The organism is Cytobacillus sp. FSL K6-0129, assembly GCF_038007625.1.
GTDB lineage: Bacteria > Bacillota > Bacilli > Bacillales > Cytobacillaceae > Cytobacillus > Cytobacillus kochii.
Genome location: NZ_JBBOXM010000001.1, coordinates 3,539,283 through 3,559,591 on the forward strand (window position 1 = coordinate 3,539,283; position 20,309 = coordinate 3,559,591).

Sequence of the window (20,309 nt, forward strand, 5' to 3'; positions counted from 1 at the left end):
CCTTGATATATCAATGTTTACACCATCGGCACCATTAAATAGGTGCCGAAAAGGTGCCGGAATTTAAAAAACGGTGCCAAATGGTTAGAAAATCAGAGGCTTCTCATTAGTTCTCCAAACTTTTGGGAAGCTTCTTTTTTTCGGTCTTTTGTAATATGCAAATATACTTGAGTTGTCGTTGAATCTTCTGTATGACCTAAACGGTCCATGATTTGGAGTAACTCAACTCCAGCCTCGGCCAAAAGAGATGTATGAGTATGTCTTAATGAGTGTGGAGTTAAATGCTTTTTTATTGATGTCTTTTTTAATAAACTCCTCATGCGGTTTTCAACAGTCTTAATAAAATGAGGAAAACCGTAATATGGAGCATTCATTCTTCCAAAAACAAAATCTTTATCATGATATTCTTTACCTACTTGCAATTTAATTTCCTTTTGTTTAATTTGATGTTTTTTTAAAGTGGTAATAACTTCATCTTCAACATTAATCTTTCGGATAGATCCTTTAGTCTTAGGTGGAAGTAATTGATACTCTTTGGTTACATTACGTGGGTTGTAAAAAGTTTTAGTAATATTAATAGTTTGATTTTCAAAATCAATATCTTTCCATTTCAAAGCAAGTAACTCACCAACTCTCAGGCCTGTCCAAGCTAATGTATTAAAAATAACATAATCGTCAATTTCTCCTTGAATTAATGCTATATCGAGAAATTCTTTTAATTCTTCTTTTTCTAAGTACCTTTCCGTTATATTTTTCCCTTCAATATCTTCAACAGTTAGCTTATCTTTAGGAATAAAAGCAAACTCAGTTGGATCTATCAGCAATAGATCTTGCTCCATTGCTCTTTTAAATATCATCCTGCCAGTATTGTGAATGCCTGATATCGTATTATGAGCTAATTTTCTTTTCCTTTTTAAATCATTTAAAGCATTTTGGTACATCTTTTTTGTGATATCTTTTATAGGATACTTAGCAAAATATCGATTCAAGTTGCCTATTTCATGTTTCCTAACGCGAATTGTACTTACTTTTACATCCGTTTCACCATATACATCCAACCACTCTTGTGCGAGTTCTTCAAAAGTCATTCGATAATCTTCAAGGTTTCTTACACCTATTTGTCTCTCATATTCTTTAAGTGCCGCATTCGCTTCCTTTCGTTTTAGAAACCCTTTTCGAACCACTCTTTTCCTTGCTCCATTTTGAGGGTTAATTCCATTTTCAACAACAAATTTCCAACGTTCTCCTTGCTTAGTTTGATAGGATGAAACATAGGACATATCATCACATCTTTCTTTTCATATTTTGAATCATTTCCGTTTTTTGTAGAATATGTATTAGTTCATAAGCTAAAATTCTTGATTGTTTCCTTGTTAATTCAGTTCCATCGACAATGTAATTCTCTCCTTTAAAATAAACTGTAATAAGTTTTTCTAGTCTTCGTGCTATATCCATTTCAACCTCGTTTAGTAACAATGAATGTTTTTGTGAAATTTTTAGGCATTTGTGAAATTAACATTTCAATATCAGGTGCATAGATAATAAATTGTTCTATGATACTTGGATCATGAATATCAAACGATAACCTCTTTTTTAGGGACATAAGATTGATGCCTATTCTGTTTTCAATATCTTTATTGATAATTAAATCAGAAGCAGTCAAGCTGCAACTAATCAGAGTTTCGTTTACTTTGCTATATTCAACTGATTTTATAGGGGGCATTAATTCAAAGTAATAAACACTTTTATCCCAATTAACTTCGCATTTATATAATTCAATTACATAATAAAAAGGGGAGATTTCTCCATCTACATATTGATAATCTAGAATCTGTTTAGGCATACTGTTTCTTCCTTTCGTTGTTAGCTTTTAGTTCAAGTGCTTTTTTTACAATATTATTGGTTTCCGGAGAATAAGGTGGAGCTTTAGGATAACGGGCTTCCATGTACTTTCTATATTCCTCGTCTGATTTAGCTTGAAGCATTTGATTTCGAAAATGAATCAACCTTTTATTTGCAAATTCCTCAGTTACATTGAAAGTTTTAGCGACATAACTAACGCCATTATTGATATTTATATAGTCATTTATGTTTAATTTTAATAGCATGAAAGTCGGTACACTGAAGTGATACATAAAGTTGTTAGCCTGACTTTCTTGAAGGTCTTTAAATAATTTGTACATCTTATTCTGATTACCAGAATGTCTAATAACATGGGCAAGTTCGTGACAAAAGTCTTGCCATTGCCCTTTATAGTTTATTCTATTATCCAGAATTATACTGTACATTCCGTTTCTGCAATTCATTATGCTTTTGTGTTCCCAATGATGCACCCAAACATCAAGTTTCTCTGCAATTTTATACATATCTATCTCACTAGGAGTTTGAATTTCAAGAAATTTATAGAGTTTTTCGATATTTGTTTCTAAAGTTGTCATTCTATAACCCACACAAATTACCTCCACAAAACGTATGTTCTATTTTTGTGTAAAAGAAAAGCCCATAAAGGGCAATTCTTATTTAATTGTTCACTTCAATAGTTTCTACTACATCTTCGCCTTTTGCATCAAAATTACTATCAACTGGCGCACCAATTCTTACTTCAATAGACTTGATATCACTAACATTTGATTTGTTTAGAATATATACGTTATGACCTTCGTGTTGGACCTGACCAAGGTATTCACCATCTATATGTTCTGATAAAAACATATCAGGCTCTAATTGTTCTTTAGTATCAGTAATAATAGTTGCTTGACCTAAGTAAAATGACATATCTTCTTCTGATGTATTTTCACCAGACATTTCAATTGTAATTGCTTGAACTGTATCACCAACACTCTTCTCGAACATTGTTGCAGCTGATTCAGATTTAATTTCAATTTCCTTTAGTTGTATAGCAGAAATTTCATAATTTAATGGTCCAGATGTCCCTGAAATTCCAAGCTCTTTATTTGTGAAAGTATTAGTTACTTTAGTATCCGCATCTTCTTGCACATTATCTGACTCATCAGTTGATTTATCTTCTGAACTATCTTCTTTTTGAGCAGTATCTGCTGTTGAGTTATCATCACTAACCTTAGTGTTGTCTGATCCGCATGCTGCTAAAAACATTCCTAATCCTAAAATTAATACCAAAAATAAAAACCTTTTTTTCATTAGAAATAATCCCCCTTATGTATACTTAATGGATGAGAAAACCATTAATAACAAATGTTATATAAAAATATAATTCCTAAGTATATGAAACAATCAGCCTAGTGAAATGGTAAAAATATAGAAGAAAATAACGTATTACTTTCTTCTTTGTTTTTGACCAGGTTTACGGTCTCTTTCTCTTTTTAAAAGCCATTCAAGTAATTCTACAGCTTGCTCATCAGAAATATCCCCATCTCGAGCTGCAACTTGATTATCTGGTTCATTTAGAGTTTCTTTAGCCTGCAATTTGAAATCTTCTCCTCTGATCAAATAATCAATAGATACTTCGTATAGGTCTGATAGTTTTCTTAAAGTATCAGTATCGGGGTCTCTATAGTCTCTTTCGTAATTGGACAACACAGCATTTGTTATACCAACTTTTTTAGCGACTTCTATTTGAGACCATTTTCTTTTTTCTCTTTGATATTTTAAACGAGCACCAAGACTCATAAGTCATCACCATTTCAATGTATTTATAAATAATTTTATACTAATTAAACGGTATGTTAAACGGTTTAAACAAAAAGTTGAAAATAGCATTGACATTAAACATAACGTTGATATAATAAAGGTAATCAATTAAACGTAACGTTTAAAAAGGTGGTGTGAAAATGAATTTAAATGAAAAAATACGAGCTGTTAGAAAAGCGAAAAATGTTAATCAGTCAATGATTGCAAATGCTCTTCATATTTCAGTTCAATCATATAGTATGAAAGAAACAGGGAAACGACCAATTACAACCAGAGAGTTGGAATTAATTGCACAAGCACTAGAAATACCTATTTCAAATTTTTTTGAAAATGAATTCAACGTAAAGTTTAATAAATCGACAGCATAAAAGGATGTGAATACTAATGGATCTCACCATTAAAGAATTAGAGGAAAAACTATTAAACCTTAAGTTGCATGACTTTATTCAGAGAGCATACGAGAAAGGTGTTGAGGATGGAATTAAACGGTTTTCATATCCTCAAGTTTTAACGAATGTCCATCTAGCTGAAATTTTACAAATTGCTCCATCAACTGTAATAAAAGTAACTGCTGATCCAACTTTTCCTCGATTATCAAAAATCAAAGCGAGATATCCACGAGATCAAGTTTTTCAGTGGATTGAATCAAATTCTAACTGGGTTGAGCAAAACACCAATTATTACTCCAAGGAGGCAATGTAATGAATCAACAAAAATATACTTTCGAAAACCTAAACGAGATTTCATTTGATAAAGGTTTCTGCATTGGTGGAACTGTTGTGAAAGGGATACAACAAATCGAAATAAAATCTGATGATTCGGATGTATCCCAAATCACACTTAAGTTCGTTGGTAAAGTTAAAGGTTTAGATGGTTATTCAGATAATCAGTAGATACTTTTGAGGCTATCTGAGTAACTCCCTTAATCGTTGATATTCCCATTTTAATAGCTGCTCCTTTTATTTTCTTCCAATTGGTGTCGGAGCGGATATTGTCTAAAAATTCATGTCCCGAAACTGATATGGAATCAATGGAGAAAAGGATACCGTCTTTAGTTTTAATAACTTTTCCTTTTAAAAAATTTTGTTCGATTAATTTTTCAATAGCATAGCCAAGATCGTTCTTTTCAAATGATTGAAGTCGTTGGTCCAAAACAACTTTATTAATATCAATTTTTCTAGGTTGATCTTCAATAACGAAAAGCAATTCACGCATAGCATCAAAATTTAATTTCATATTTTTCCTCCTTTTCTAATTTGAATTCTATCAGAAAGGGAGAATTACTAGGAGGGTATTAATCTATGAATCAATTAAAAGTATTCAAAAATGATTTATTTAAGGTTTCTGCAAAACCGGAAGGTAATGAAATTCAATTCGATCTTGAACAGGTGGCTCGATGCTTAGGTTTTACTACCGTTGCCAAAAGTGGCAACGTTACGGTTCGATGGAGTAGGGTCAACAGTTATCTCAAAAAATATGTTTTGCAAGATCTTGCGAAAGGTGATTTTATTCCAGAACCACTTGTCTATAAATTAGCCTTCAAAGCTTCAAATGAAGTAGCAGAGAAGTTCCAAGATTGGCTAGCAATTGAAGTAATCCCACAAATCAGGAAAACAGGTTCTTATAACAAGGTTGTGCCTTTAAACAATAAAGAGTCACTGATAGCTGCAATGAAGCTCTCTATAGAAACATCAGAAGAACTGGACCAAGTAAAAGGTGAAGTCAAAGAAATTCGCCACATGGTTGAAGAACAAATAACTCTGACAAGTGGTGAACAAAGACGACTCCAAAAGGGTGTTGCTAAGAAAGTATATGAAATCGAAAACGACCCTGAATACAGACCGTTGCTTTTCAGAGAGATACATCGAGAAATCAAGGATCGCTTCGGCGTTGCTAGTTACAAAGACATCAAGAGAAAAGAGCTGCAAGCAGCTCTCAACTACATAGAACATTGGGTTCCTCGAAAAGTTTCTTGAATCAGAAACCATCCGGTGAAGCTGCCAGGCAAAAACCGGATGTGTTCCTTCATAAGTATATTTTATTCGAAAACTAGAAATCTAGCAGTACATAAATTGGAACATGACAACTAGAAAACCGAACAAATTGTTCTAACTTGGAACAGAAGGAGGATAGAAGATGCATTACGGTTCTTTTCTTAAGAAATTGAGGGTTATCAAAGGCTATTCGCAAGAGGAAATGGCAGAAAAAATGCTAATGCCTCGAACGACAATATCAAAAATAGAAAACAACAAGATGGAATTGAAATTATCTGATGCAGTTAGATGGGGGCAAGTGACGAATGCACCTGAAGCATTGGCAGCTATGTTATGCGGTGTAGATATCGCTTCATTAACACAAATATTAACGATGTTAGTAGGAGGTTTTAGTAGATGGATATGGTGATTCTAACAATCATGTTTACGTTTATCTCATTTTTCTTAGGAGTCATGTTTGGGGATTTTAATAGTAAAAACAAAAATGAGCAGTGAACTGGCAGGCTCACTACTCAACGACTCATATGAAATAACCAACTTAATTGTATCATTCATTCGGTGAGGAAACAAGAACTTTTGTTCCCACCGTGCAGGGTCAAAGTTTTTTATCTACCAACCACCCCATCCCCTTTACTTTGGCTCTGCACGGTGCGAATAAAGCGCCATGATCTTTGATATTCGAACAGAAAGGGGTGAGACATTTGAGTAAAAAGGAAACGATGGATGCTCTGATTAAAAGACTCAAAAAAGACGGCATAAAAATTGACTGGTGTGTCAAATTCACAAATCTGAAGGAGGGTTGATTGATGGAGCATCCTGAGGTTACACAGTTACGAAGGACAGGCTATCCGAATTTGGTTGCACAGCCAGAGAATGCCGGGATTGACTACTTTGGAGAAGAGATTCTCGAAGGTGATGAAATCGTTGAATATGACGGTGAGATTATCTTGGAGGGCAACCTTCAACGCTACTTATGCGAGGTACTTGGCTTTGAGTTCAAAAGTGCATAAAAAAAGACTCCTGCGAGCAACAGGAGCCGATGATTAAACAATATTTAAAGTTATTTTAGCACAAAGCTTTGATAACGGTAAAGGGAGGATATCAAATGGCAGTTAGCAATGCAATATCAACAAAAGATATGAGTCGTTTTGAGTGGTTACAAGAACGTTCCAAAGGAATTGGCGGTAGTGATGCAAGTATTATCCTTGGACTAAACAAATACAAAACAGCCTTTGAGCTGTGGTTAGAAAAAACAGGTCAAGTCGAACTGACTGAAATTAGTAGCGAAGCAGCATACTGGGGCAATGAAATGGAGGAAGTGGTTGCCAAAGAGTTTGAAAAGCGTACAGAAAAGAAAGTACGTCGTCGCAACTATATGTTCTCTCATCCAGATCACCACTTTATCAAAGCCAACATTGACCGCGAAGTCATGAAAGAGTCTGCTCTTCTAGAGTGCAAGACTGCTAGTGCGTATTTAAAAGCTGAATGGGAGGGAGACGAAATTCCTGCTTCGTATCTCGTACAGGTTCAACATTATCTAGCAGTAACAGGCAAGGAGAAAGCTTATATCGCAGTTCTAATAGGTGGAAACCACTTCACTTGGAAAGAGATCGAGCGAGACGACGAGTTAATCCAGATGATTATCGATGCAGAGGTGAACTTCTGGGAGAAACATGTAATTGGCTTTGTTCCGCCAGAATTAGATGGTTCAAGTGCTGCCGAACTATACCTCAAAGAGAAATATAACAAAGCAGAAGAAGGGAAAGAGATTGTTCTACCTTCTAATTATAAAGAAATGCTTCTCAGTTATGAGCAAATTAAGAACGATGAAAAGCTCATACAAACAGCCAAAAAAGATATTGAGAACAAGATCAAAGCCGAGTTGAAAGATGCAGAGGTGGGACTTGTAGACACTCATATTATTACTTGGAAAAATGTCGTCTCTAATCGAGTAGATACAAAGGCATTAAAAGAAAAATTCCCTGACATCTACAAAGAAGTAATCAAACCATCTACATCACGCCGTTTCGGCATTAAGGAGTTGAACTAATTATGGCAACGAATGCAGCATTAAAAAACCAAATTGCTAGCAAACAGGATACAGCCCCTCAAAAGGTTGCTCCGCAAGCGTTGGGACTTAAAGGGTTATTAAATGCACCAACAATGAAAAAGAAATTCGAGGATGTGCTTGATAAAAAGGCTCCTCAGTTTATGTCATCACTTTTGAACCTCTATAACGGAGATTCTTACCTACAAAAAACTGATCCGATGACAGTAGTTACCTCTGCGATGGTTGCAGCAACTTTAGATTTACCTGTTGATAAAAACCTAGGATATGCCTGGATAGTTCCATACAGTGGAAAAGCACAATTTCAACTTGGTTATAAGGGTTATATCCAGTTAGCCCTCCGTACAGGTCAATATAAAGGAATTAACGTCATCGAGGTAAGAGAAGGAGAGTTAGTTAAGTGGAATCGTCTAACCGAAGAATTGGAGCTTAATCTCGATGGTGCCACAAGTGACAAAGTTATTGGTTATTGCGGTTATTTCAAGTTGATCAATGGGTTTGAGAAAACCGTCTACTGGACTAGGGGAGAAATTGAAGCCCATAAAAAGAAATTCTCTAAAAGTGATTTTGGATGGAAAAAGGACTTTGATGCGATGGCTAAAAAAACCGTTTTAAGAAACATGCTTTCTAAATGGGGTATCTTGTCCGTTGAAATGCAGACAGCCGTTTCAAAAGATGAACAAGTACCAGAAATGAAGGATATCACCGAAGAAGTAGATCAACCAGATATTATCGATGCTGTACCGTCAGAAGAGAAACCTAGTGCAGATATAGAAATTGAGTTTGATGTAAATGAATAACCAAACAAACGTAGTCCTGCCTGCTTGGATTTTCGAGCAGGCACAGGACAAAGAACAGTTGAAAATGCTTGTACTAAATTATATGCAGAAGTACCCGGATTATACCGTAAAACGAATAACTAAGCGGTTTGCGGTTTGTGAGATTAATAGGTAATAGGAGGAAAATAAATGAAAGGTGCATTCCAGACAAGCAGAGAGATTTTTGAAAACCCTATTTGGAACGATATACCTAAATTTAGAATCTTCTTCTATATATACGGAAATGCAGTTTTTTCTAAAGAAGGAACAACGGTTGCTGGAATGCATCTGAAGAGAGGTCAATTCTTAAGGTCGTATCGAAATCTCAGGGATGATCTTGCGTATGTAGAAAATAGAAGTGTTAAACAATACTCACTGTCAGTCATAAAAAGGAAGGTTGATTCGTTAGTTAAAGAAAATCGATTGAAAATCGAAGAGACCGAACTTGGAACACTATTTACAGTAATTAATTACGAGCAATACCAAGGCTTTGAGCATTATAAAAACAGTAACTTGGAACGCAGTGAGAACGCACTTGGAACAGGGATGGAACGCAGTGAGAACAATAATAAGAATGTTAATAAAGATAATAATGTTAAAGAAAAAACTACTACTACTACAACAGCGCCAGAAAATCCGGTCCAATTGTTCGAGTATCTTCTTTGCAGATTATCACCAATTCAGATGAACTCTCTTTATCAGTGGGTTGATGATTTTAAAGGTAATCAAGAAATAGTAAATGCAGCTATTAAATTAGCTGACAACAAAAACAAACGTAACTTTAACTTTGTGGAGTTTCTCCTTAAAGAATGGCATAGCAACAACCTAATGGATATCGATAGAGTACGAGCTTATGAACGAGAGAAATTTAACAACTCTAAAGTAAAGCCTTTTGCTCGCAAAGGCAAAGGCGTTATACGTACAGAAATGCTGCCAGATTGGTTTGAGGAAGATGCGCAACAATCTAAACCGAAGCCTAGCGATCAACCAGCAGTCAATGATGGTGAACAAATGAGCGAATTTGAGCGCTTGATGGAGTTACGAAAAAATTCGGGGAGTTGAAGGAATGGCGAAAATGCAGGCTTTTAAAAACAAAGATTTGATGCGTAAAGGTTACATCGAAGAACTTAACGCAATGAATATTACGACTAGTCGTGAAGGAGTGCCATTGGAGCAACTTGATTACGAAGCCCTTAGATACGAAAAAACAATAGCTTCATTCAGAGAAATAGATTCAGAGACAAGCAGTAACGCTTGGTTCTAAGGAGGAATATGAAATGACCATTCAAAATGTAAAACCAGTTTTAAATTGTCCGCGATGTAAGACAAAAGGATATCTACTCGCTCCATCAGGCAAATTGGTGTTAATGGAATGTGATGACACAAAGTGCGGCCAACAATGGCATACCTTCGCTAAGATTTGCCCGGAATGCAAAAAGCCTAATGGATACTTTGTCGAAGGACCATGTAGAAAATGCTATGCAGAGAAGTACATGTCGTCATGAAGAAACGTAACCCCGTTATTCAGAAAGCTTATGAACAAGGCAGAACTGAGGGCTTTGCGTTAGGTGAGGATATGGGCGAATTAAAAGGCATTGCTAAGACAACATCATTTTTCCGCGAAAAATTTCTTGAGTTAGAAAAAACGCCAGGTATAGGACCGAAAACCTTGGATCGGATTCGCAAGGCAATCGGTGAGAAGTATTTTGAAGCAGGTGAGCGTAATGGTTCTTAAAAACGCAACAAAACAAAGACAAAAGAGAATCATTGTTTTAGAGGATTTGGATTTTTTATGGGATGAGTTGGAGCTAGAAGAAGTCGCTCGTCAGTGGAAAGTTGGAAAAGACGTTAGGTTGATTGCTAGTAGTTTTAATAGAGATCCAGACGAAGTGTTATTAGCTCTCATCCATTTAGCAAAAGAGGATATGGTCTTCAAAAGAAATGGGGGACTTACCCTTGGATTTTAGAAAAGCGACTCTAGGGCAGCTATATTACATATCACGACACACAGAATTAGCCCTAGAAGCTCTTAATGAGATTAATAGGAGGGTTAACCTATGCAAGATATAATCATTCGTCGTGCAAGGAAATATGAAGCTGAAAAGGCTATTCAGGACCATGTGAAAAGAGGATGCGAAATCATTTTTCCTCTAACTGAGTTCTCAAAGCAAGGTAAGACATTTGATTGTGATAGCTACAATCGTCATGTATTTGCTGGACATAATTATTCGTCAGTTTGGATGGCTAAATTAAGAAGGGTGGAAGGTTAATGCTAGATTTAATCGCAATGTACGAGGCACAGAAGGTATTTAGAAACAGGATTGATTATAAAGGTGATGATCGTTTTGGAGAACTTACTCTGGCTCTTCAAGTGGAGCTAGGGGAATGTGCGAATGAACTTCCGAAAGTATTCAAGTTTTGGGCACACAAAGAGAACAACCTACAAGACGCATTAATCGAATATGCTGATGGACTTCATTTCATTCTGGATATCGGTCACGAAATATTCTTTGAAGACTTTGTCATGATCTACTTGTTGTCTGGAGCAGATAAGAAGCGACCATTAGCAACCCAGTTCAGATACATCTTCGCTCTCGTATCTAAGTTGGATAAGACGAAAAGCCCAATCACTTTTATAGAATTGCTCTCAGAATATATCGCCCTTGGGGAAATGATTGGTTTCTCCTTTGAACAGATCGAAGAAGCATTTTTTGTGAAAGACTCAATTAATCATCAAAGACAGGATAATCAATATTAAGATGTTGGAAGAAAAATTCAAGCAAATGATAGGTTACAGTGGTTATTTGATAAGTGATCAAGGGAATATCTTTTCAACTAAAAGAGGAAGCAAAAGAAAATTAAGGGTTTTCAGCAATCGAAAAGGATATATGAGAGTAGGTCTAATAGATTCATTAGGAAATCAAAGGCAAGTATTTGTTCATCGACTGGTAGCAGAGAATTTTATAGGTCCAATAACGAACGGATATGTAGTTAATCACATAGATGGAGATAAGTCCAATAATACTCTACCTAACTTAGAAATTATTACAGAAAGCGAGAATATTCTTCATTCTTGTTATGTATTAGGAAACAACGTTAAGGCTGTAATTCAGCTTGATATGGAAACCTTCGATGTTATCGAGACATATCCATCTATTACATTAGCTTCTAAAGCTTTGCGTGTGGATGATGCAGCAATTTATAAGGTGTGTACAAATGAAGGAAATTTCGCCGGTGGATTCTCATGGATATTTAAAGATGACTACAACGTTGAGAATATAGAAATCAAAATACAAAAAGCTATGAGAAAAAATAAAGCTAGATGTAAAAAGGTTAAACAAATTAATCCGGTTAATTTCAAAACCATAGCTGTATATGAGGGAGCGAGAGAAGCAATTAGGCAGACGGGTATTAATTCAATTATTTCTTGCGCTTCAGGATATTGTAAAACAGCTGGCGGTTATATTTGGAGGTATATAGATTAATGGGAGTAAGAAAATACAACAAGTACGGCAACCACAAACAAGTTGTCGATGGACATAAGTTTGATAGCAAAGCAGAAGCAATGTATTACGGCCAATTGAAATGGTTGCTGCAAGCTAAACAGATTAAAGGGTTTAAGTTGCAACCGAGATACCTTCTCCAAGAGGGATTCAAAAAGAACGGTAAGACATACAGAAAGATAGAATATGTAGCTGATTTTGAAGTCCAACACTTGGACGATACCACAGAAGTCATTGATATTAAGGGCGTAGAAACAAAGGAATTCATGATTAAGAAAAAACTGTTCGAGTATCGCTATCTAGATAAATTATCTGTAATTGGATATGACAGCTCCTTGGGATTTATGGAACTTGATAAGTTAAATAAATTGAAAAACAAGGCGGTGAAGAAAAGTGCAAAGAGTAGTAATCGCCGACGATCGTCCGACGTGGGTAAAGCGTGAGGATAGAATGATGGCCTGTATGTCCCGGTGCAACCTTTATAGAATTTGTTCTTCTCGTATCGGTAGTGATTGTAAGAGACTTGGTGGTTTAGAGATTCCTAAATTACAAAAATAGGAGTGATCAAATTGAATACCGTTCAACCCATACGCGATGTGGCAATGATTGAAGCGATGAAAAGAGTTTTGATGGCCCAGCATTATCGTAACTACTTCTTGTTCGTATTGGGGATTAACACCGGTTTAAGAATCAGCGATTTACTCGCTTTAAGAGTGGGGGATGTCAGAGGGAAATCTCACATCATTATCAACGAGCAAAAAACAGGTAAGTTAAAACGGTTCAAAATCAATAATGATCTACAACACCATATCAGCGATTTTACCTTGAGTAAGGATGCAGCTGAGTACCTATTTAAGTCCAGAAGAGGCAATGACCGGATTCATCGAGTGCAGGCGTGGAAAATACTTAGTGCCGCAGCAGCTGAGGTCGGTCTCAATGAGATAGGTACTCACACGTTACGGAAAACGTTCGGATATCACTTCTATCAGAAGTATAAGGATGTCGCGGTGCTTCAGCAAATATTTAATCATTCGTCCCCGGCCGTCACTATGAGGTACATCGGGATCAATCAGGACATCATAGATGAGGCCGTGGATGGCTTTAGTTTATAGATTTTGTATTATGTTTCATAAAAAAAATAGAGAATAATTATCCTCTATTCATTAAATACAAAAACCATACAGCATGATTTTGCTCATCTTTGGCTGCTCTATTAAATTGTTCCTTAATATATGGATCATCAGCTCTATCTGCAATTTCTAAATAAAAGTCCACAGTATGTTGCTCATCGTTAAATGAAAAATCTAATCCTGATTTATAAGAACTTGGACACTCGTTATTTAATTGAGGAGTATGAGTTTGACCAGTTATTTGTGTATAAATACTCTTAAATGATTTGAAATGCCTTTTCTCATCTTGTCTAATTTCTTTAATAACATCCCTAGCTTTTTCGTTTGGTGCTAATTGCTGAAGTTTTTTATAACAATTGATCGCAGAGTACTCACCATCAATAGCTTTAGAAATGTCCCTTATAAGTTCTTGATTGTTTCTAAAAATTAATGGTTTGTTGGTGTAATACATTTAAATCAGCTCCTTACTATTCTGTTCAGTATATGTATCATGACAGATTAAGGAATTTGTACACAAAAGAATTATTTAGGAGGAATTAACGTGCGTGAGATAAAGTTTCGAGGGTATGCAGTAGAGGAAATGGTGGGTAGTCAATGGCTTTATGGTTTTGGTGTAGATGCTATTGAATACGCAGAACATTTCGCAAAACAAATTGGTCGAGAAAAAGATTGGTACCTATATACAGATAATGGCGCGATGCATGTACATGAAAAGTCTGTTGGGCAATACACAGGCTTAAAAGACAAGAACGGCAAGGAGATTTATGAGGGGGATGTTGTAAATCTCTATTGCCAAGAAAATCGTGGAGAGTGGAAAGACTTTGAAATAACTGGTGCAGTTAACTACTTTACCGAACCAGCTCAATTCTTAGTAAAGCGTGAAAATTCACATCCACAATTAGGATTCGATCTCTTTGAAATGTGTGACCATCCTGATTATGAGTTATTGGAAATGGAAGTCATCGGCAACATTTACGAAAATCCAGAGTTAATCAACTCTTGAATTATTAAGTTTACTAGAAAGGGGCTGGCCCAGTGATAAAGATACTCGAATTGTTCGGTGGCATTGGCGCGCCCCGGAAGGCATTAATTAATCTTGGTGTAGATCATAAGTGTATCGATTATGTGGAATGGCAGGCAAATAGGGTTAAAGCTTATAACGCTTTATACGATCATCTTCATAAGCCACAGGGTATTTGCGGTTGGGATTTAAAGCCAGATATTTTGGTTCATGGATCACCATGTCAGGATAACAGCAGAGGAAATCGTGATCGAAAAGGAAATACGGATGGTTCCAGGTCGAAGCTAATGCTTGAAACACTCAGGATTATTAAGGAAATGGGCGAGTGGAAGCCAAAAGTGGTCATTTGGGAGAACGTTAAAGGTGTTCTAGATAAAGACGTTGTAACGATTTTCAATTATTACCTACAGCAGATGAAGTATTTAGGATACACAAATTCATTTGATGTATTAGACGCTCGAAAATTTGGCATTCCTCATGCAAGAGAAAGAGTATTTTGTGTCTCTTTGTTAGGAGGAGAAATATTTGATTTTGGTAAGTTGCAGCACCAGCCAATGAAGGATATTAAATCATTTTTGGAATATGGACCAGATGACGAAATTCCAGAACAATATCTCATTACTATCCCGTCAATGCTAAATAAAATTAAGGAATTTAATCCTAATCCTAGTGGAAGTTATAAACGGCAATTAGATGTCATTACAGATTTCTGTTACACCATAACCGAAAGGCAAGATCGATGTCCTAATGCAGGCATAATTCGTTTAAACAAACCACAATACCGGTACTTAACTGAACGTGAATGCTGGAGACTACTTGGTTTTGATGATGAGGACTTTAATCTCATGTTAAAAGAGTTCCCGACAAAAGCAGGAAAAAGGAATGCTACATTATATGCTCTTGCTGGGAATAGCATTGTTGTTCCAGTCTTAGAATCGATTTTTAAAGTGATATTAGATAGAAATTACGGAATGGATTTAATAACGGATTCAACAGGACAGCTGCAGTTGATCTGTTAATAAACAAAAGAGTAAAGGAATCTCCTAAATAGAAAAGAGCCCATTCAGGCTCTAATCTAAACATGAAATCATAAATATGGAGTTTGCGTACGACAAGGAATTCTTAAACGTGGCCATTTGAGAATTTTAGCCTTGTCCAATAATTAGCATTTCCACAATTAGTAAAAGTATGTAGGGAATTTTAATTTACACGATAAGCAGGGAGTTTCGTATTAATCAAAATTACGCAGTAAGAAAGGGGTTGAAAAGAGTGGAAAAGAAAATAGAGGACGCACAAGTGAGTATCCTTCTAGAAATTGAAGGTAAAGTACATTTAGTAGGTATGACCAAAGAACGTTTAGATGCAATTACTATGTTAATCAAAAACGCTGTCGAAGTCGCAATTCCTACTAACAAGAATCAAAAGGATTTATACGGATTCCTGAATTATAATAAGGATTTTCCAATTTAAGTTATGTCGTAATCCGAATATTTAAAGAAACAAATTGATAGTTGAGTAAAAAAGAGCCGGTTGGCTCTGAAGAAGAATTCTATATACCTTTTTCATTTATATGGATCGATATACTGCCACTTTTGAAATAAGTAAATTAACGAAGCGCAGATAATACAATTAATAAAAATTACAATATGGAAGTGATCATCCATTTTATAAATCCCGAAATATTCATAAAGGTTCATTATTCCAAAAGAAAAGATTGCATCGCTTATAGTGTTAATAGTGATATAAAGCCAAAAGTTCCCGAATGTAAAGTATAAAAATATAGTAGGTAAGACTATGTATATTCCATAGACGAAAGGTGTTGTATTAGTTAAAGGGAAAATTGTTTCAACAACTTCAACCAGATTATATCTTTGATATAGCTGAAATAATATTGTCAAGAGTAAGGCACTCACTAATCCACCTGGAATGAAGGACTTCACTCTTTTAGTATCTAATAAAAGGAGAATAAACCAAGGCAAAATTAACAGGGACCATAAAAAAGTATGAGTTAGCATATAAGCTATACCTCCAATAAATGATAATAATAATAATCTAACCTATAACTCTTTAGCCTATTCGTAAAAAGCCAGGAAGGTTATAATCCATGAATTTGTTAGATTGCTCTAATTAAGATGAGAATCGTTAGTCTGATAAGAAAACAATTCTTTATATTAGAAAAGAGCCAATTCAGGCTCTAATCTAATCGAGTTGGTATCTTATGGATGAGTAAGGGAAAAAGTTTAAGTAGGTGTTTTGGAAGAACTTGTTGTCCCTTGCCCAGTAGTAATTTATCCATAATTTTAAAAAATATACAACAAAAGAGAAATAAATCTATATGGGGAGGAGTGATTATATGAAGCTGACGTGCTCCAGCTTATGCTTTGCCTTACTTCCAGTAAAAGAAACAATGGTATTTGAACATAGACGTATTTGTTGTAAATGTCGCAGTAATCAATAAAAAAAGCCAGGAATCCCCGGCACCCAACTTTATTTTAACATAGGGGGTTCCTGTATGAAAGAAGCTGCCAGCAAACATATAGAATCTATACTGAAAGATTACCATTGGATGATGAACTCGATTAAGATTCTGAGGGACTCTATGAAGGATGCAGGGGAAGGGTTGACGGCTCAATACGGTATAGAAGCTGCTATGCCAAAGATGCAAGGCACAACTAGTGATCCTGTTTATAAAGAGACAGTAAGACGTGAGAAAAGGTATAAGAAGATTGCTCAGTATGAGGAAAAGGTGAAGTTAATCCAATTACTAATTCCTCTTATAGAAGATGATCGTGAAGGTGAAGTGCTTCACTGGCTTCTAGAAGGAAAATCTTATCGTTGGATTGGACTTCATATGGGGTTGTCTCATACAAATATCATTAGAATAAAGGATTCCATAGTTGACCAGTTGAGTACAAATGTTCCATATGTTCCAAACGAACCAAAATTGAACAAACGTAAATCTGCCTGCTAAAATTGAAGGCAGGACAGGGGAGGCAGTTAAACAAGCTGCTTCCTCTATTTTTGTGCGTTGCTCACCTTTCGGTGATTTTATAGGAGGATTTACCCTGTTTTATGGCGAATTATGTTATAAAAAGGGGAGGATTGCATATGGAACAGGTGAAACAAGGATTGTGGATTTGTTCTAAATGTGAGGCAGTAATCACAGATTATAATGAGTACCATGACAATGATGGCGTTTGTGATGTGTGTTATTCCATTCCTATTAAAAAACGAAGGGGGCTATTAAAATGAGAAAAGATCCAGGTGGTGGTGGCTGGGCAATCGACCCAGGTGTTGGAGGCAATCATATTGACCCTCCACAAGGCGGACATCATATTGATCCAGGTGGTGGAGGTATTAAAAGTTAGTAATGACAACAATTCTAACTTACGCAAATTCAAACTTTTCTATAATGTTGGTAGATAAAAGACTTAATATAGGACTTAATCAAGAAAATGGGTATTCAGATGATGGTGAAAAATTAAAAGAAATTGGATTTAGTTTAGCAAGTGGTTCCGGCCTTTATGAAGTTGCAAATAATATTATTAATTACATACTAACTGATGTACCCAAGGGAATTTCTATTGATGAGAGTTATAAGAATACTATCAATCAATTGAAGATAGGAAATCCAAGATTAAAAGATAGCATTGATGGAACGATAGTTATGATTAATTCATTTGATGAATCTATACAGAAATTTAGAACATCAAGATTAGGATTCGATACTGTAAAGACTTTAGAGAATGACTTAATTAATATTATTTATCCTTCAGACTTGATTCATGTAAAAGAGAATGAAAGTGCTTATAATGTGAATATAAAAACTGATAATTTAGCAGAAGTTTTATGGGAAATGTTAAATATATTTAAAGTAATTAGTGAAGAATCAAAATTTGTAAGTAGTGATTGTGATTTAGGGGTTATTCAATTCCTGGATAGTGCTCCAGCTATTTTTCGTAAAACCAATCATATTGATAGTTTTTTAGAAGATATACAAAATGGTAATTTATGAGATGTTAGCTTATAGCTAATGTCTTTTTTTAATCTCCAAAACAACTCAAATATATGGAGGTGGCAGGTGATGTAGCATGGCTGAAAAATATGTACAAGCAGAAAAAGATTATGTAAAAGGCATGAAATATAAAGACATTGCAGAAAAATACGATGTCTCCATTAACACCGTAAAATCTTGGAAAAAGCGGTATGGATGGAATAGAGATAGGGGTGCACCCAAAGAAAAAAGTGTGCACACAAAAAAGCGTGGTGCGCCAAAGGGCAATATAAACGCTAAGGGTAATAATGGCGGTGCTCCTAAATCAAATCAAAACGCTGCCACACACGGATTTTTCTCCAAGTTCCTTCCTGCTGAGACATTAGAAATCATGGAGCAAATGGAAGAACGTTCGCCTGCTGATTTGATTTATGACCAGATACAGATTCAATATGCTGCTATCATAAGAGCACAAAAGATAATGTATGTAGAGGATAAAGACGAGATCATAAAAGTGCTCAAAAAGAAAAAGGATTCCGATTTTGCAGAAGAACGTGAATGGGAATATCAATTTGCTTGGGACCGTCATGCTACATTTATAAATGCCCAATCTAGAGCTATGAGTGAGCTTCGGTCTTTAATTAAACAATTTGATGAAATGGCGCATATAGACGATGAACGCAGGCTTAAATTAGACCTGATGAAGGCACAAATTGATAAAACTAGAGCAGATGCTGAAAAAGCTAGTAACAATGATTCCGATAAGCCAATAGAAATTTTAATCAAGAGAAAAGGTGATGGAACATGATTGAAAAAGAGGTCAATCCACACTTTGAAGATTTTCTCTTTGACTGGAATCAAAAGTTTCAATTTCTTGTGGGTGGATACGGATCATCAAAATCTTATCACGTCGCTTTGAAGGTTATTCTCAAATTACTTTCTGAAAAACGTACAGCTCTTGTCGTCAGGGAAGTATATGAGACCATCAGGGAATCTTGTTTCTCGCTGTTCGAGGAAATCCTTATTGAACTGGAAATCGACGATAGGGTTAAAGCTGTGACTTCTCCAATGCAAATACGTTTCCCGAATGGTAGCAAAATTATATTTAAAGGAATGGATAAGCCACAGAAACTCAAATCAATTCATAATGTCTCACTTATTTGGCTTGAAGAGTGTTCAGAAATTAAGTATGAGGGATTTAAAGAGTTAATTGGTCGTTTAAGGCATCCAACTTTGCCACTTCATATGATTCTCTCAACAAACCCTGTAGATGAGGGTAACTGGACGTATTCACATTTCTTCATTAAGAATAAAGGCCAAGAAGATGAGGTTATATTTCTTGATGATGAGGATTTATATGAGAAAAGGACATTGGTTGTTGATGATACCTACTACCACCACTCAACAGCAGATGATAATTTGTTCTTGCCAGCTAGTTATGTGGAAGAACTAGAGAAAACGAAAATATACGATTTAGACCTTTACCGAGTTGCAAGGAAAGGTCGTTTTGGTGTGTCTGGAACTAAGGTTTTACCTAAGTTTGAAAGCAGGCCACACAATGAGGTTATGGATGCTATTAATTCTATCTATAAACCTGTTTACCGAGCAGGTATGGACTTTGGTTTTGAAGAGTCATCTAACGCACTCCTTCGTATGGCTATCGATGACAGAGAGAAGATTCTCTATATCTATTGGGAGTATTACAGCAAAGGAAAAGACGATCCAGAGATTGCTGATGATCTAGCTGAATTTGCTCAAACAAAAGAGCTAGTCAGGGGTGATAGTGCTGAACCGAAAACTATTTTTTATCTTAAAAAGCGTGGTATTAATATTAAACCGGCTAAGAAATTTCAAGGCTCAAGGTTACAGAATACGAAGAAAGTAAAAAGATTTTACAAAATCATTTGTTCAGACCAATGCAAAAACACAATTCGTGAATTAAAAAGTTTAACTTACAAAAAGGACAAGCAAGGAAATACAATTTATGACGAATTTAACATCGACCCACATACATTCAGTGCCATTTGGTATGGATTAGATGATTATGAAGTGGTTGATTTGAAAAACCACAAAGAAACATATAAAGCCCTACAATCATTGGGTCTGTAAAGG

General features: G+C 35.6%; 33 protein-coding genes. 25 read left to right on the forward strand and 8 right to left on the reverse strand.

Annotation, left to right across the window (positions count from 1 at the left end):
* Positions 1 to 92 precede the first annotated feature (92 nt).
* The 6 genes from MHI57_RS17885 to MHI57_RS17910 form a co-directional block, all read right to left on the reverse strand.
* A complete protein-coding gene (locus MHI57_RS17885) occupies positions 93 to 1,280 on the reverse strand; it encodes a tyrosine-type recombinase/integrase (RefSeq protein WP_340977550.1) in 1,188 nt (395 codons plus the stop codon).
* Between the two features lie 4 nt (positions 1,281 to 1,284).
* Positions 1,285 to 1,455: a hypothetical protein gene (locus MHI57_RS17890; RefSeq protein ID WP_340977553.1), complete on the reverse strand. Its 171-nt coding sequence runs from the start codon at positions 1,453 to 1,455 to the stop codon at positions 1,285 to 1,287.
* A gap of 1 nt (position 1,456) precedes the next feature.
* Positions 1,457 to 1,843, reverse strand: a complete 387-nt coding sequence (locus MHI57_RS17895; RefSeq protein WP_340977554.1) for a hypothetical protein — start codon at positions 1,841 to 1,843, stop codon at positions 1,457 to 1,459.
* Entirely contained in the window at positions 1,836 to 2,450 is a 615-nt protein-coding gene (locus MHI57_RS17900; RefSeq protein ID WP_340977556.1) for an ImmA/IrrE family metallo-endopeptidase, read from the reverse strand. The genes MHI57_RS17895 and MHI57_RS17900 overlap by 8 nt, the downstream gene beginning before the upstream one ends.
* Positions 2,451 to 2,520: 70 nt before the next feature.
* Positions 2,521 to 3,159, reverse strand: a complete 639-nt coding sequence (locus tag MHI57_RS17905) for a hypothetical protein (RefSeq protein ID WP_340977557.1) — start codon at positions 3,157 to 3,159, stop codon at positions 2,521 to 2,523.
* Positions 3,160 to 3,294: 135 nt separating this feature from the next.
* Positions 3,295 to 3,648 carry a helix-turn-helix domain-containing protein gene (locus MHI57_RS17910; RefSeq protein ID WP_340977558.1) on the reverse strand — a complete coding sequence of 118 codons (354 nt, stop codon included), beginning with the start codon at positions 3,646 to 3,648 and terminating at the stop codon, positions 3,295 to 3,297.
* 161 nt (positions 3,649 to 3,809) lie between these two features.
* On the opposite strand from MHI57_RS17910, the gene MHI57_RS17915 reads away from it, so the two are divergent.
* Genes MHI57_RS17915 through MHI57_RS17925 form a run of 3 tightly spaced genes read left to right on the forward strand, consistent with a single transcriptional unit; the run spans position 3,810 to position 4,562 of the window.
* Positions 3,810 to 4,037 carry a helix-turn-helix domain-containing protein gene (locus MHI57_RS17915; RefSeq protein ID WP_340977559.1) on the forward strand — a complete coding sequence of 76 codons (228 nt, stop codon included), beginning with the start codon at positions 3,810 to 3,812 and terminating at the stop codon, positions 4,035 to 4,037.
* A 16-nt stretch (positions 4,038 to 4,053) separates the two neighbouring features.
* Positions 4,054 to 4,371 (forward strand): hypothetical protein, encoded by a 318-nt coding sequence (locus tag MHI57_RS17920; protein WP_340977560.1) that lies wholly within the window; start codon positions 4,054 to 4,056, stop codon positions 4,369 to 4,371.
* Entirely contained in the window at positions 4,371 to 4,562 is a 192-nt protein-coding gene (locus MHI57_RS17925) for a hypothetical protein (RefSeq protein ID WP_340977562.1), read from the forward strand. Before MHI57_RS17920 ends, MHI57_RS17925 begins: the two co-directional genes overlap by 1 nt.
* Here MHI57_RS17925 and MHI57_RS17930 read toward each other — a convergent pair.
* Positions 4,528 to 4,905, reverse strand: coding sequence for a DUF2513 domain-containing protein (locus MHI57_RS17930; protein WP_340977563.1), 378 nt, complete (start codon positions 4,903 to 4,905; stop codon positions 4,528 to 4,530). The genes MHI57_RS17925 and MHI57_RS17930 overlap by 35 nt on opposite strands.
* 65 nt (positions 4,906 to 4,970) lie before the next feature.
* On the opposite strand from MHI57_RS17930, the gene MHI57_RS17935 reads away from it, so the two are divergent.
* The 14 genes from MHI57_RS17935 to MHI57_RS18000 all read left to right on the forward strand — a co-directional run bounded on the left by MHI57_RS17935 (position 4,971) and on the right by MHI57_RS18000 (position 13,164).
* The gene (locus MHI57_RS17935; RefSeq protein ID WP_340977564.1) at positions 4,971 to 5,645 is read left to right on the forward strand and encodes an ORF6C domain-containing protein; all 675 of its coding nucleotides are present in this window, start codon (positions 4,971 to 4,973) and stop codon (positions 5,643 to 5,645) included.
* 160 nt (positions 5,646 to 5,805) lie between these two features.
* Positions 5,806 to 6,072 (forward strand): helix-turn-helix domain-containing protein, encoded by a 267-nt coding sequence (locus tag MHI57_RS17940; protein ID WP_340977565.1) that lies wholly within the window; start codon positions 5,806 to 5,808, stop codon positions 6,070 to 6,072.
* 397 nt (positions 6,073 to 6,469) lie between these two features.
* Entirely contained in the window at positions 6,470 to 6,673 is a 204-nt protein-coding gene (locus MHI57_RS17945; protein WP_340977199.1) for a YqaI family protein, read from the forward strand.
* A gap of 95 nt (positions 6,674 to 6,768) precedes the next feature.
* Positions 6,769 to 7,713 carry a YqaJ viral recombinase family nuclease gene (locus tag MHI57_RS17950; RefSeq protein ID WP_340977201.1) on the forward strand — a complete coding sequence of 315 codons (945 nt, stop codon included), beginning with the start codon at positions 6,769 to 6,771 and terminating at the stop codon, positions 7,711 to 7,713.
* Between the two features lie 2 nt (positions 7,714 to 7,715).
* A complete protein-coding gene (locus tag MHI57_RS17955; RefSeq protein WP_340977203.1) occupies positions 7,716 to 8,531 on the forward strand; it encodes a recombinase RecT in 816 nt (271 codons plus the stop codon).
* Positions 8,532 to 8,699: 168 nt separating this feature from the next.
* Positions 8,700 to 9,611 (forward strand): DnaD domain-containing protein, encoded by a 912-nt coding sequence (locus MHI57_RS17960; protein WP_340977204.1) that lies wholly within the window; start codon positions 8,700 to 8,702, stop codon positions 9,609 to 9,611.
* Between the two features lie 4 nt (positions 9,612 to 9,615).
* A complete protein-coding gene (locus tag MHI57_RS17965) occupies positions 9,616 to 9,813 on the forward strand; it encodes a hypothetical protein (RefSeq protein WP_322910564.1) in 198 nt (65 codons plus the stop codon).
* A gap of 237 nt (positions 9,814 to 10,050) precedes the next feature.
* Positions 10,051 to 10,284 (forward strand): hypothetical protein, encoded by a 234-nt coding sequence (locus MHI57_RS17970; RefSeq protein WP_322910563.1) that lies wholly within the window; start codon positions 10,051 to 10,053, stop codon positions 10,282 to 10,284.
* Positions 10,256 to 10,516 (forward strand): hypothetical protein, encoded by a 261-nt coding sequence (locus MHI57_RS17975; RefSeq protein WP_340977205.1) that lies wholly within the window; start codon positions 10,256 to 10,258, stop codon positions 10,514 to 10,516. The genes MHI57_RS17970 and MHI57_RS17975 overlap by 29 nt, the downstream gene beginning before the upstream one ends.
* 90 nt (positions 10,517 to 10,606) lie before the next feature.
* Entirely contained in the window at positions 10,607 to 10,819 is a 213-nt protein-coding gene (locus tag MHI57_RS17980; RefSeq protein ID WP_322910561.1) for a hypothetical protein, read from the forward strand.
* Positions 10,819 to 11,307 carry a dUTP diphosphatase gene (locus MHI57_RS17985; protein ID WP_340977566.1) on the forward strand — a complete coding sequence of 163 codons (489 nt, stop codon included), beginning with the start codon at positions 10,819 to 10,821 and terminating at the stop codon, positions 11,305 to 11,307. Before MHI57_RS17980 ends, MHI57_RS17985 begins: the two co-directional genes overlap by 1 nt.
* Before the next feature lies 1 nt (position 11,308).
* Complete coding sequence (locus tag MHI57_RS17990) at positions 11,309 to 12,034, forward strand: HNH endonuclease (protein WP_340977567.1); 726 nt, start codon at positions 11,309 to 11,311, stop codon at positions 12,032 to 12,034.
* Positions 12,034 to 12,495, forward strand: a complete 462-nt coding sequence (locus MHI57_RS17995) for a DUF1064 domain-containing protein (RefSeq protein ID WP_340978650.1) — start codon at positions 12,034 to 12,036, stop codon at positions 12,493 to 12,495. The genes MHI57_RS17990 and MHI57_RS17995 overlap by 1 nt, the downstream gene beginning before the upstream one ends.
* A gap of 126 nt (positions 12,496 to 12,621) precedes the next feature.
* Entirely contained in the window at positions 12,622 to 13,164 is a 543-nt protein-coding gene (locus tag MHI57_RS18000; protein ID WP_340977568.1) for a site-specific integrase, read from the forward strand.
* A gap of 37 nt (positions 13,165 to 13,201) precedes the next feature.
* Here the strand turns inward: MHI57_RS18000 and MHI57_RS18005 are convergent, their stop codons facing one another.
* On the reverse strand, positions 13,202 to 13,633 hold the full coding sequence (locus tag MHI57_RS18005) for a ferritin-like domain-containing protein (RefSeq protein WP_340977570.1): 432 nt from the start codon (positions 13,631 to 13,633) through the stop codon (positions 13,202 to 13,204).
* Between the two features lie 90 nt (positions 13,634 to 13,723).
* Between MHI57_RS18005 and MHI57_RS18010 the strand changes: the two genes are divergently transcribed.
* The 8 genes from MHI57_RS18010 to MHI57_RS18045 all read left to right on the forward strand — a co-directional run bounded on the left by MHI57_RS18010 (position 13,724) and on the right by MHI57_RS18045 (position 20,306).
* Positions 13,724 to 14,185, forward strand: coding sequence for a YopX family protein (locus MHI57_RS18010; RefSeq protein WP_340977572.1), 462 nt, complete (start codon positions 13,724 to 13,726; stop codon positions 14,183 to 14,185).
* Positions 14,186 to 14,217: 32 nt separating this feature from the next.
* On the forward strand, positions 14,218 to 15,222 hold the full coding sequence (locus MHI57_RS18015) for a DNA cytosine methyltransferase (protein ID WP_340977573.1): 1,005 nt from the start codon (positions 14,218 to 14,220) through the stop codon (positions 15,220 to 15,222).
* Positions 15,223 to 15,472: 250 nt separating this feature from the next.
* Positions 15,473 to 15,673: a hypothetical protein gene (locus tag MHI57_RS18020; RefSeq protein ID WP_340977574.1), complete on the forward strand. Its 201-nt coding sequence runs from the start codon at positions 15,473 to 15,475 to the stop codon at positions 15,671 to 15,673.
* Positions 15,674 to 16,715: 1,042 nt separating this feature from the next.
* Positions 16,716 to 17,174, forward strand: a complete 459-nt coding sequence (locus tag MHI57_RS18025; RefSeq protein ID WP_340977575.1) for a DNA-binding response regulator — start codon at positions 16,716 to 16,718, stop codon at positions 17,172 to 17,174.
* A gap of 137 nt (positions 17,175 to 17,311) precedes the next feature.
* Positions 17,312 to 17,455 carry a hypothetical protein gene (locus MHI57_RS18030; RefSeq protein ID WP_157733841.1) on the forward strand — a complete coding sequence of 48 codons (144 nt, stop codon included), beginning with the start codon at positions 17,312 to 17,314 and terminating at the stop codon, positions 17,453 to 17,455.
* Positions 17,456 to 17,573: 118 nt separating this feature from the next.
* Positions 17,574 to 18,218 (forward strand): hypothetical protein, encoded by a 645-nt coding sequence (locus MHI57_RS18035; RefSeq protein ID WP_340977577.1) that lies wholly within the window; start codon positions 17,574 to 17,576, stop codon positions 18,216 to 18,218.
* A gap of 76 nt (positions 18,219 to 18,294) precedes the next feature.
* A complete protein-coding gene (terS, locus tag MHI57_RS18040) occupies positions 18,295 to 19,005 on the forward strand; it encodes a phage terminase small subunit (protein ID WP_340977578.1) in 711 nt (236 codons plus the stop codon).
* The gene (locus MHI57_RS18045; RefSeq protein ID WP_340977580.1) at positions 19,002 to 20,306 is read left to right on the forward strand and encodes a PBSX family phage terminase large subunit; all 1,305 of its coding nucleotides are present in this window, start codon (positions 19,002 to 19,004) and stop codon (positions 20,304 to 20,306) included. The genes terS and MHI57_RS18045 overlap by 4 nt, the downstream gene beginning before the upstream one ends.
* Positions 20,307 to 20,309 lie beyond the last annotated feature (3 nt).

Coding starts and splice junctions, on each gene's coding strand:
- MHI57_RS17885 (WP_340977550.1), bottom strand. CDS start 1,280: ATGTCCTATGTTTCATCCTATCAAACTAAGCAAGGAGAACGTTGGAAA.
- MHI57_RS17890 (WP_340977553.1), bottom strand. CDS start 1,455: ATGGATATAGCACGAAGACTAGAAAAACTTATTACAGTTTATTTTAAA.
- MHI57_RS17895 (WP_340977554.1), bottom strand. CDS start 1,843: ATGCCTAAACAGATTCTAGATTATCAATATGTAGATGGAGAAATCTCC.
- MHI57_RS17905 (WP_340977557.1), bottom strand. CDS start 3,159: ATGAAAAAAAGGTTTTTATTTTTGGTATTAATTTTAGGATTAGGAATG.
- MHI57_RS17910 (WP_340977558.1), bottom strand. CDS start 3,648: ATGAGTCTTGGTGCTCGTTTAAAATATCAAAGAGAAAAAAGAAAATGG.
- MHI57_RS17915 (WP_340977559.1), top strand. CDS start 3,810: ATGAATTTAAATGAAAAAATACGAGCTGTTAGAAAAGCGAAAAATGTT.
- MHI57_RS17920 (WP_340977560.1), top strand. CDS start 4,054: ATGGATCTCACCATTAAAGAATTAGAGGAAAAACTATTAAACCTTAAG.
- MHI57_RS17925 (WP_340977562.1), top strand. CDS start 4,371: ATGAATCAACAAAAATATACTTTCGAAAACCTAAACGAGATTTCATTT.
- MHI57_RS17930 (WP_340977563.1), bottom strand. CDS start 4,905: ATGAAATTAAATTTTGATGCTATGCGTGAATTGCTTTTCGTTATTGAA.
- MHI57_RS17935 (WP_340977564.1), top strand. CDS start 4,971: ATGAATCAATTAAAAGTATTCAAAAATGATTTATTTAAGGTTTCTGCA.
- MHI57_RS17940 (WP_340977565.1), top strand. CDS start 5,806: ATGCATTACGGTTCTTTTCTTAAGAAATTGAGGGTTATCAAAGGCTAT.
- MHI57_RS17945 (WP_340977199.1), top strand. CDS start 6,470: ATGGAGCATCCTGAGGTTACACAGTTACGAAGGACAGGCTATCCGAAT.
- MHI57_RS17950 (WP_340977201.1), top strand. CDS start 6,769: ATGGCAGTTAGCAATGCAATATCAACAAAAGATATGAGTCGTTTTGAG.
- MHI57_RS17955 (WP_340977203.1), top strand. CDS start 7,716: ATGGCAACGAATGCAGCATTAAAAAACCAAATTGCTAGCAAACAGGAT.
- MHI57_RS17960 (WP_340977204.1), top strand. CDS start 8,700: ATGAAAGGTGCATTCCAGACAAGCAGAGAGATTTTTGAAAACCCTATT.
- MHI57_RS17965 (WP_322910564.1), top strand. CDS start 9,616: ATGGCGAAAATGCAGGCTTTTAAAAACAAAGATTTGATGCGTAAAGGT.
- MHI57_RS17970 (WP_322910563.1), top strand. CDS start 10,051: ATGAAGAAACGTAACCCCGTTATTCAGAAAGCTTATGAACAAGGCAGA.
- MHI57_RS17980 (WP_322910561.1), top strand. CDS start 10,607: ATGCAAGATATAATCATTCGTCGTGCAAGGAAATATGAAGCTGAAAAG.
- MHI57_RS17985 (WP_340977566.1), top strand. CDS start 10,819: ATGCTAGATTTAATCGCAATGTACGAGGCACAGAAGGTATTTAGAAAC.
- MHI57_RS17990 (WP_340977567.1), top strand. CDS start 11,309: ATGTTGGAAGAAAAATTCAAGCAAATGATAGGTTACAGTGGTTATTTG.
- MHI57_RS17995 (WP_340978650.1), top strand. CDS start 12,034: ATGGGAGTAAGAAAATACAACAAGTACGGCAACCACAAACAAGTTGTC.
- MHI57_RS18005 (WP_340977570.1), bottom strand. CDS start 13,633: ATGTATTACACCAACAAACCATTAATTTTTAGAAACAATCAAGAACTT.
- MHI57_RS18025 (WP_340977575.1), top strand. CDS start 16,716: ATGAAAGAAGCTGCCAGCAAACATATAGAATCTATACTGAAAGATTAC.
- MHI57_RS18030 (WP_157733841.1), top strand. CDS start 17,312: ATGGAACAGGTGAAACAAGGATTGTGGATTTGTTCTAAATGTGAGGCA.
- MHI57_RS18035 (WP_340977577.1), top strand. CDS start 17,574: ATGACAACAATTCTAACTTACGCAAATTCAAACTTTTCTATAATGTTG.
- terS (WP_340977578.1), top strand. CDS start 18,295: ATGGCTGAAAAATATGTACAAGCAGAAAAAGATTATGTAAAAGGCATG.
- MHI57_RS18045 (WP_340977580.1), top strand. CDS start 19,002: ATGATTGAAAAAGAGGTCAATCCACACTTTGAAGATTTTCTCTTTGAC.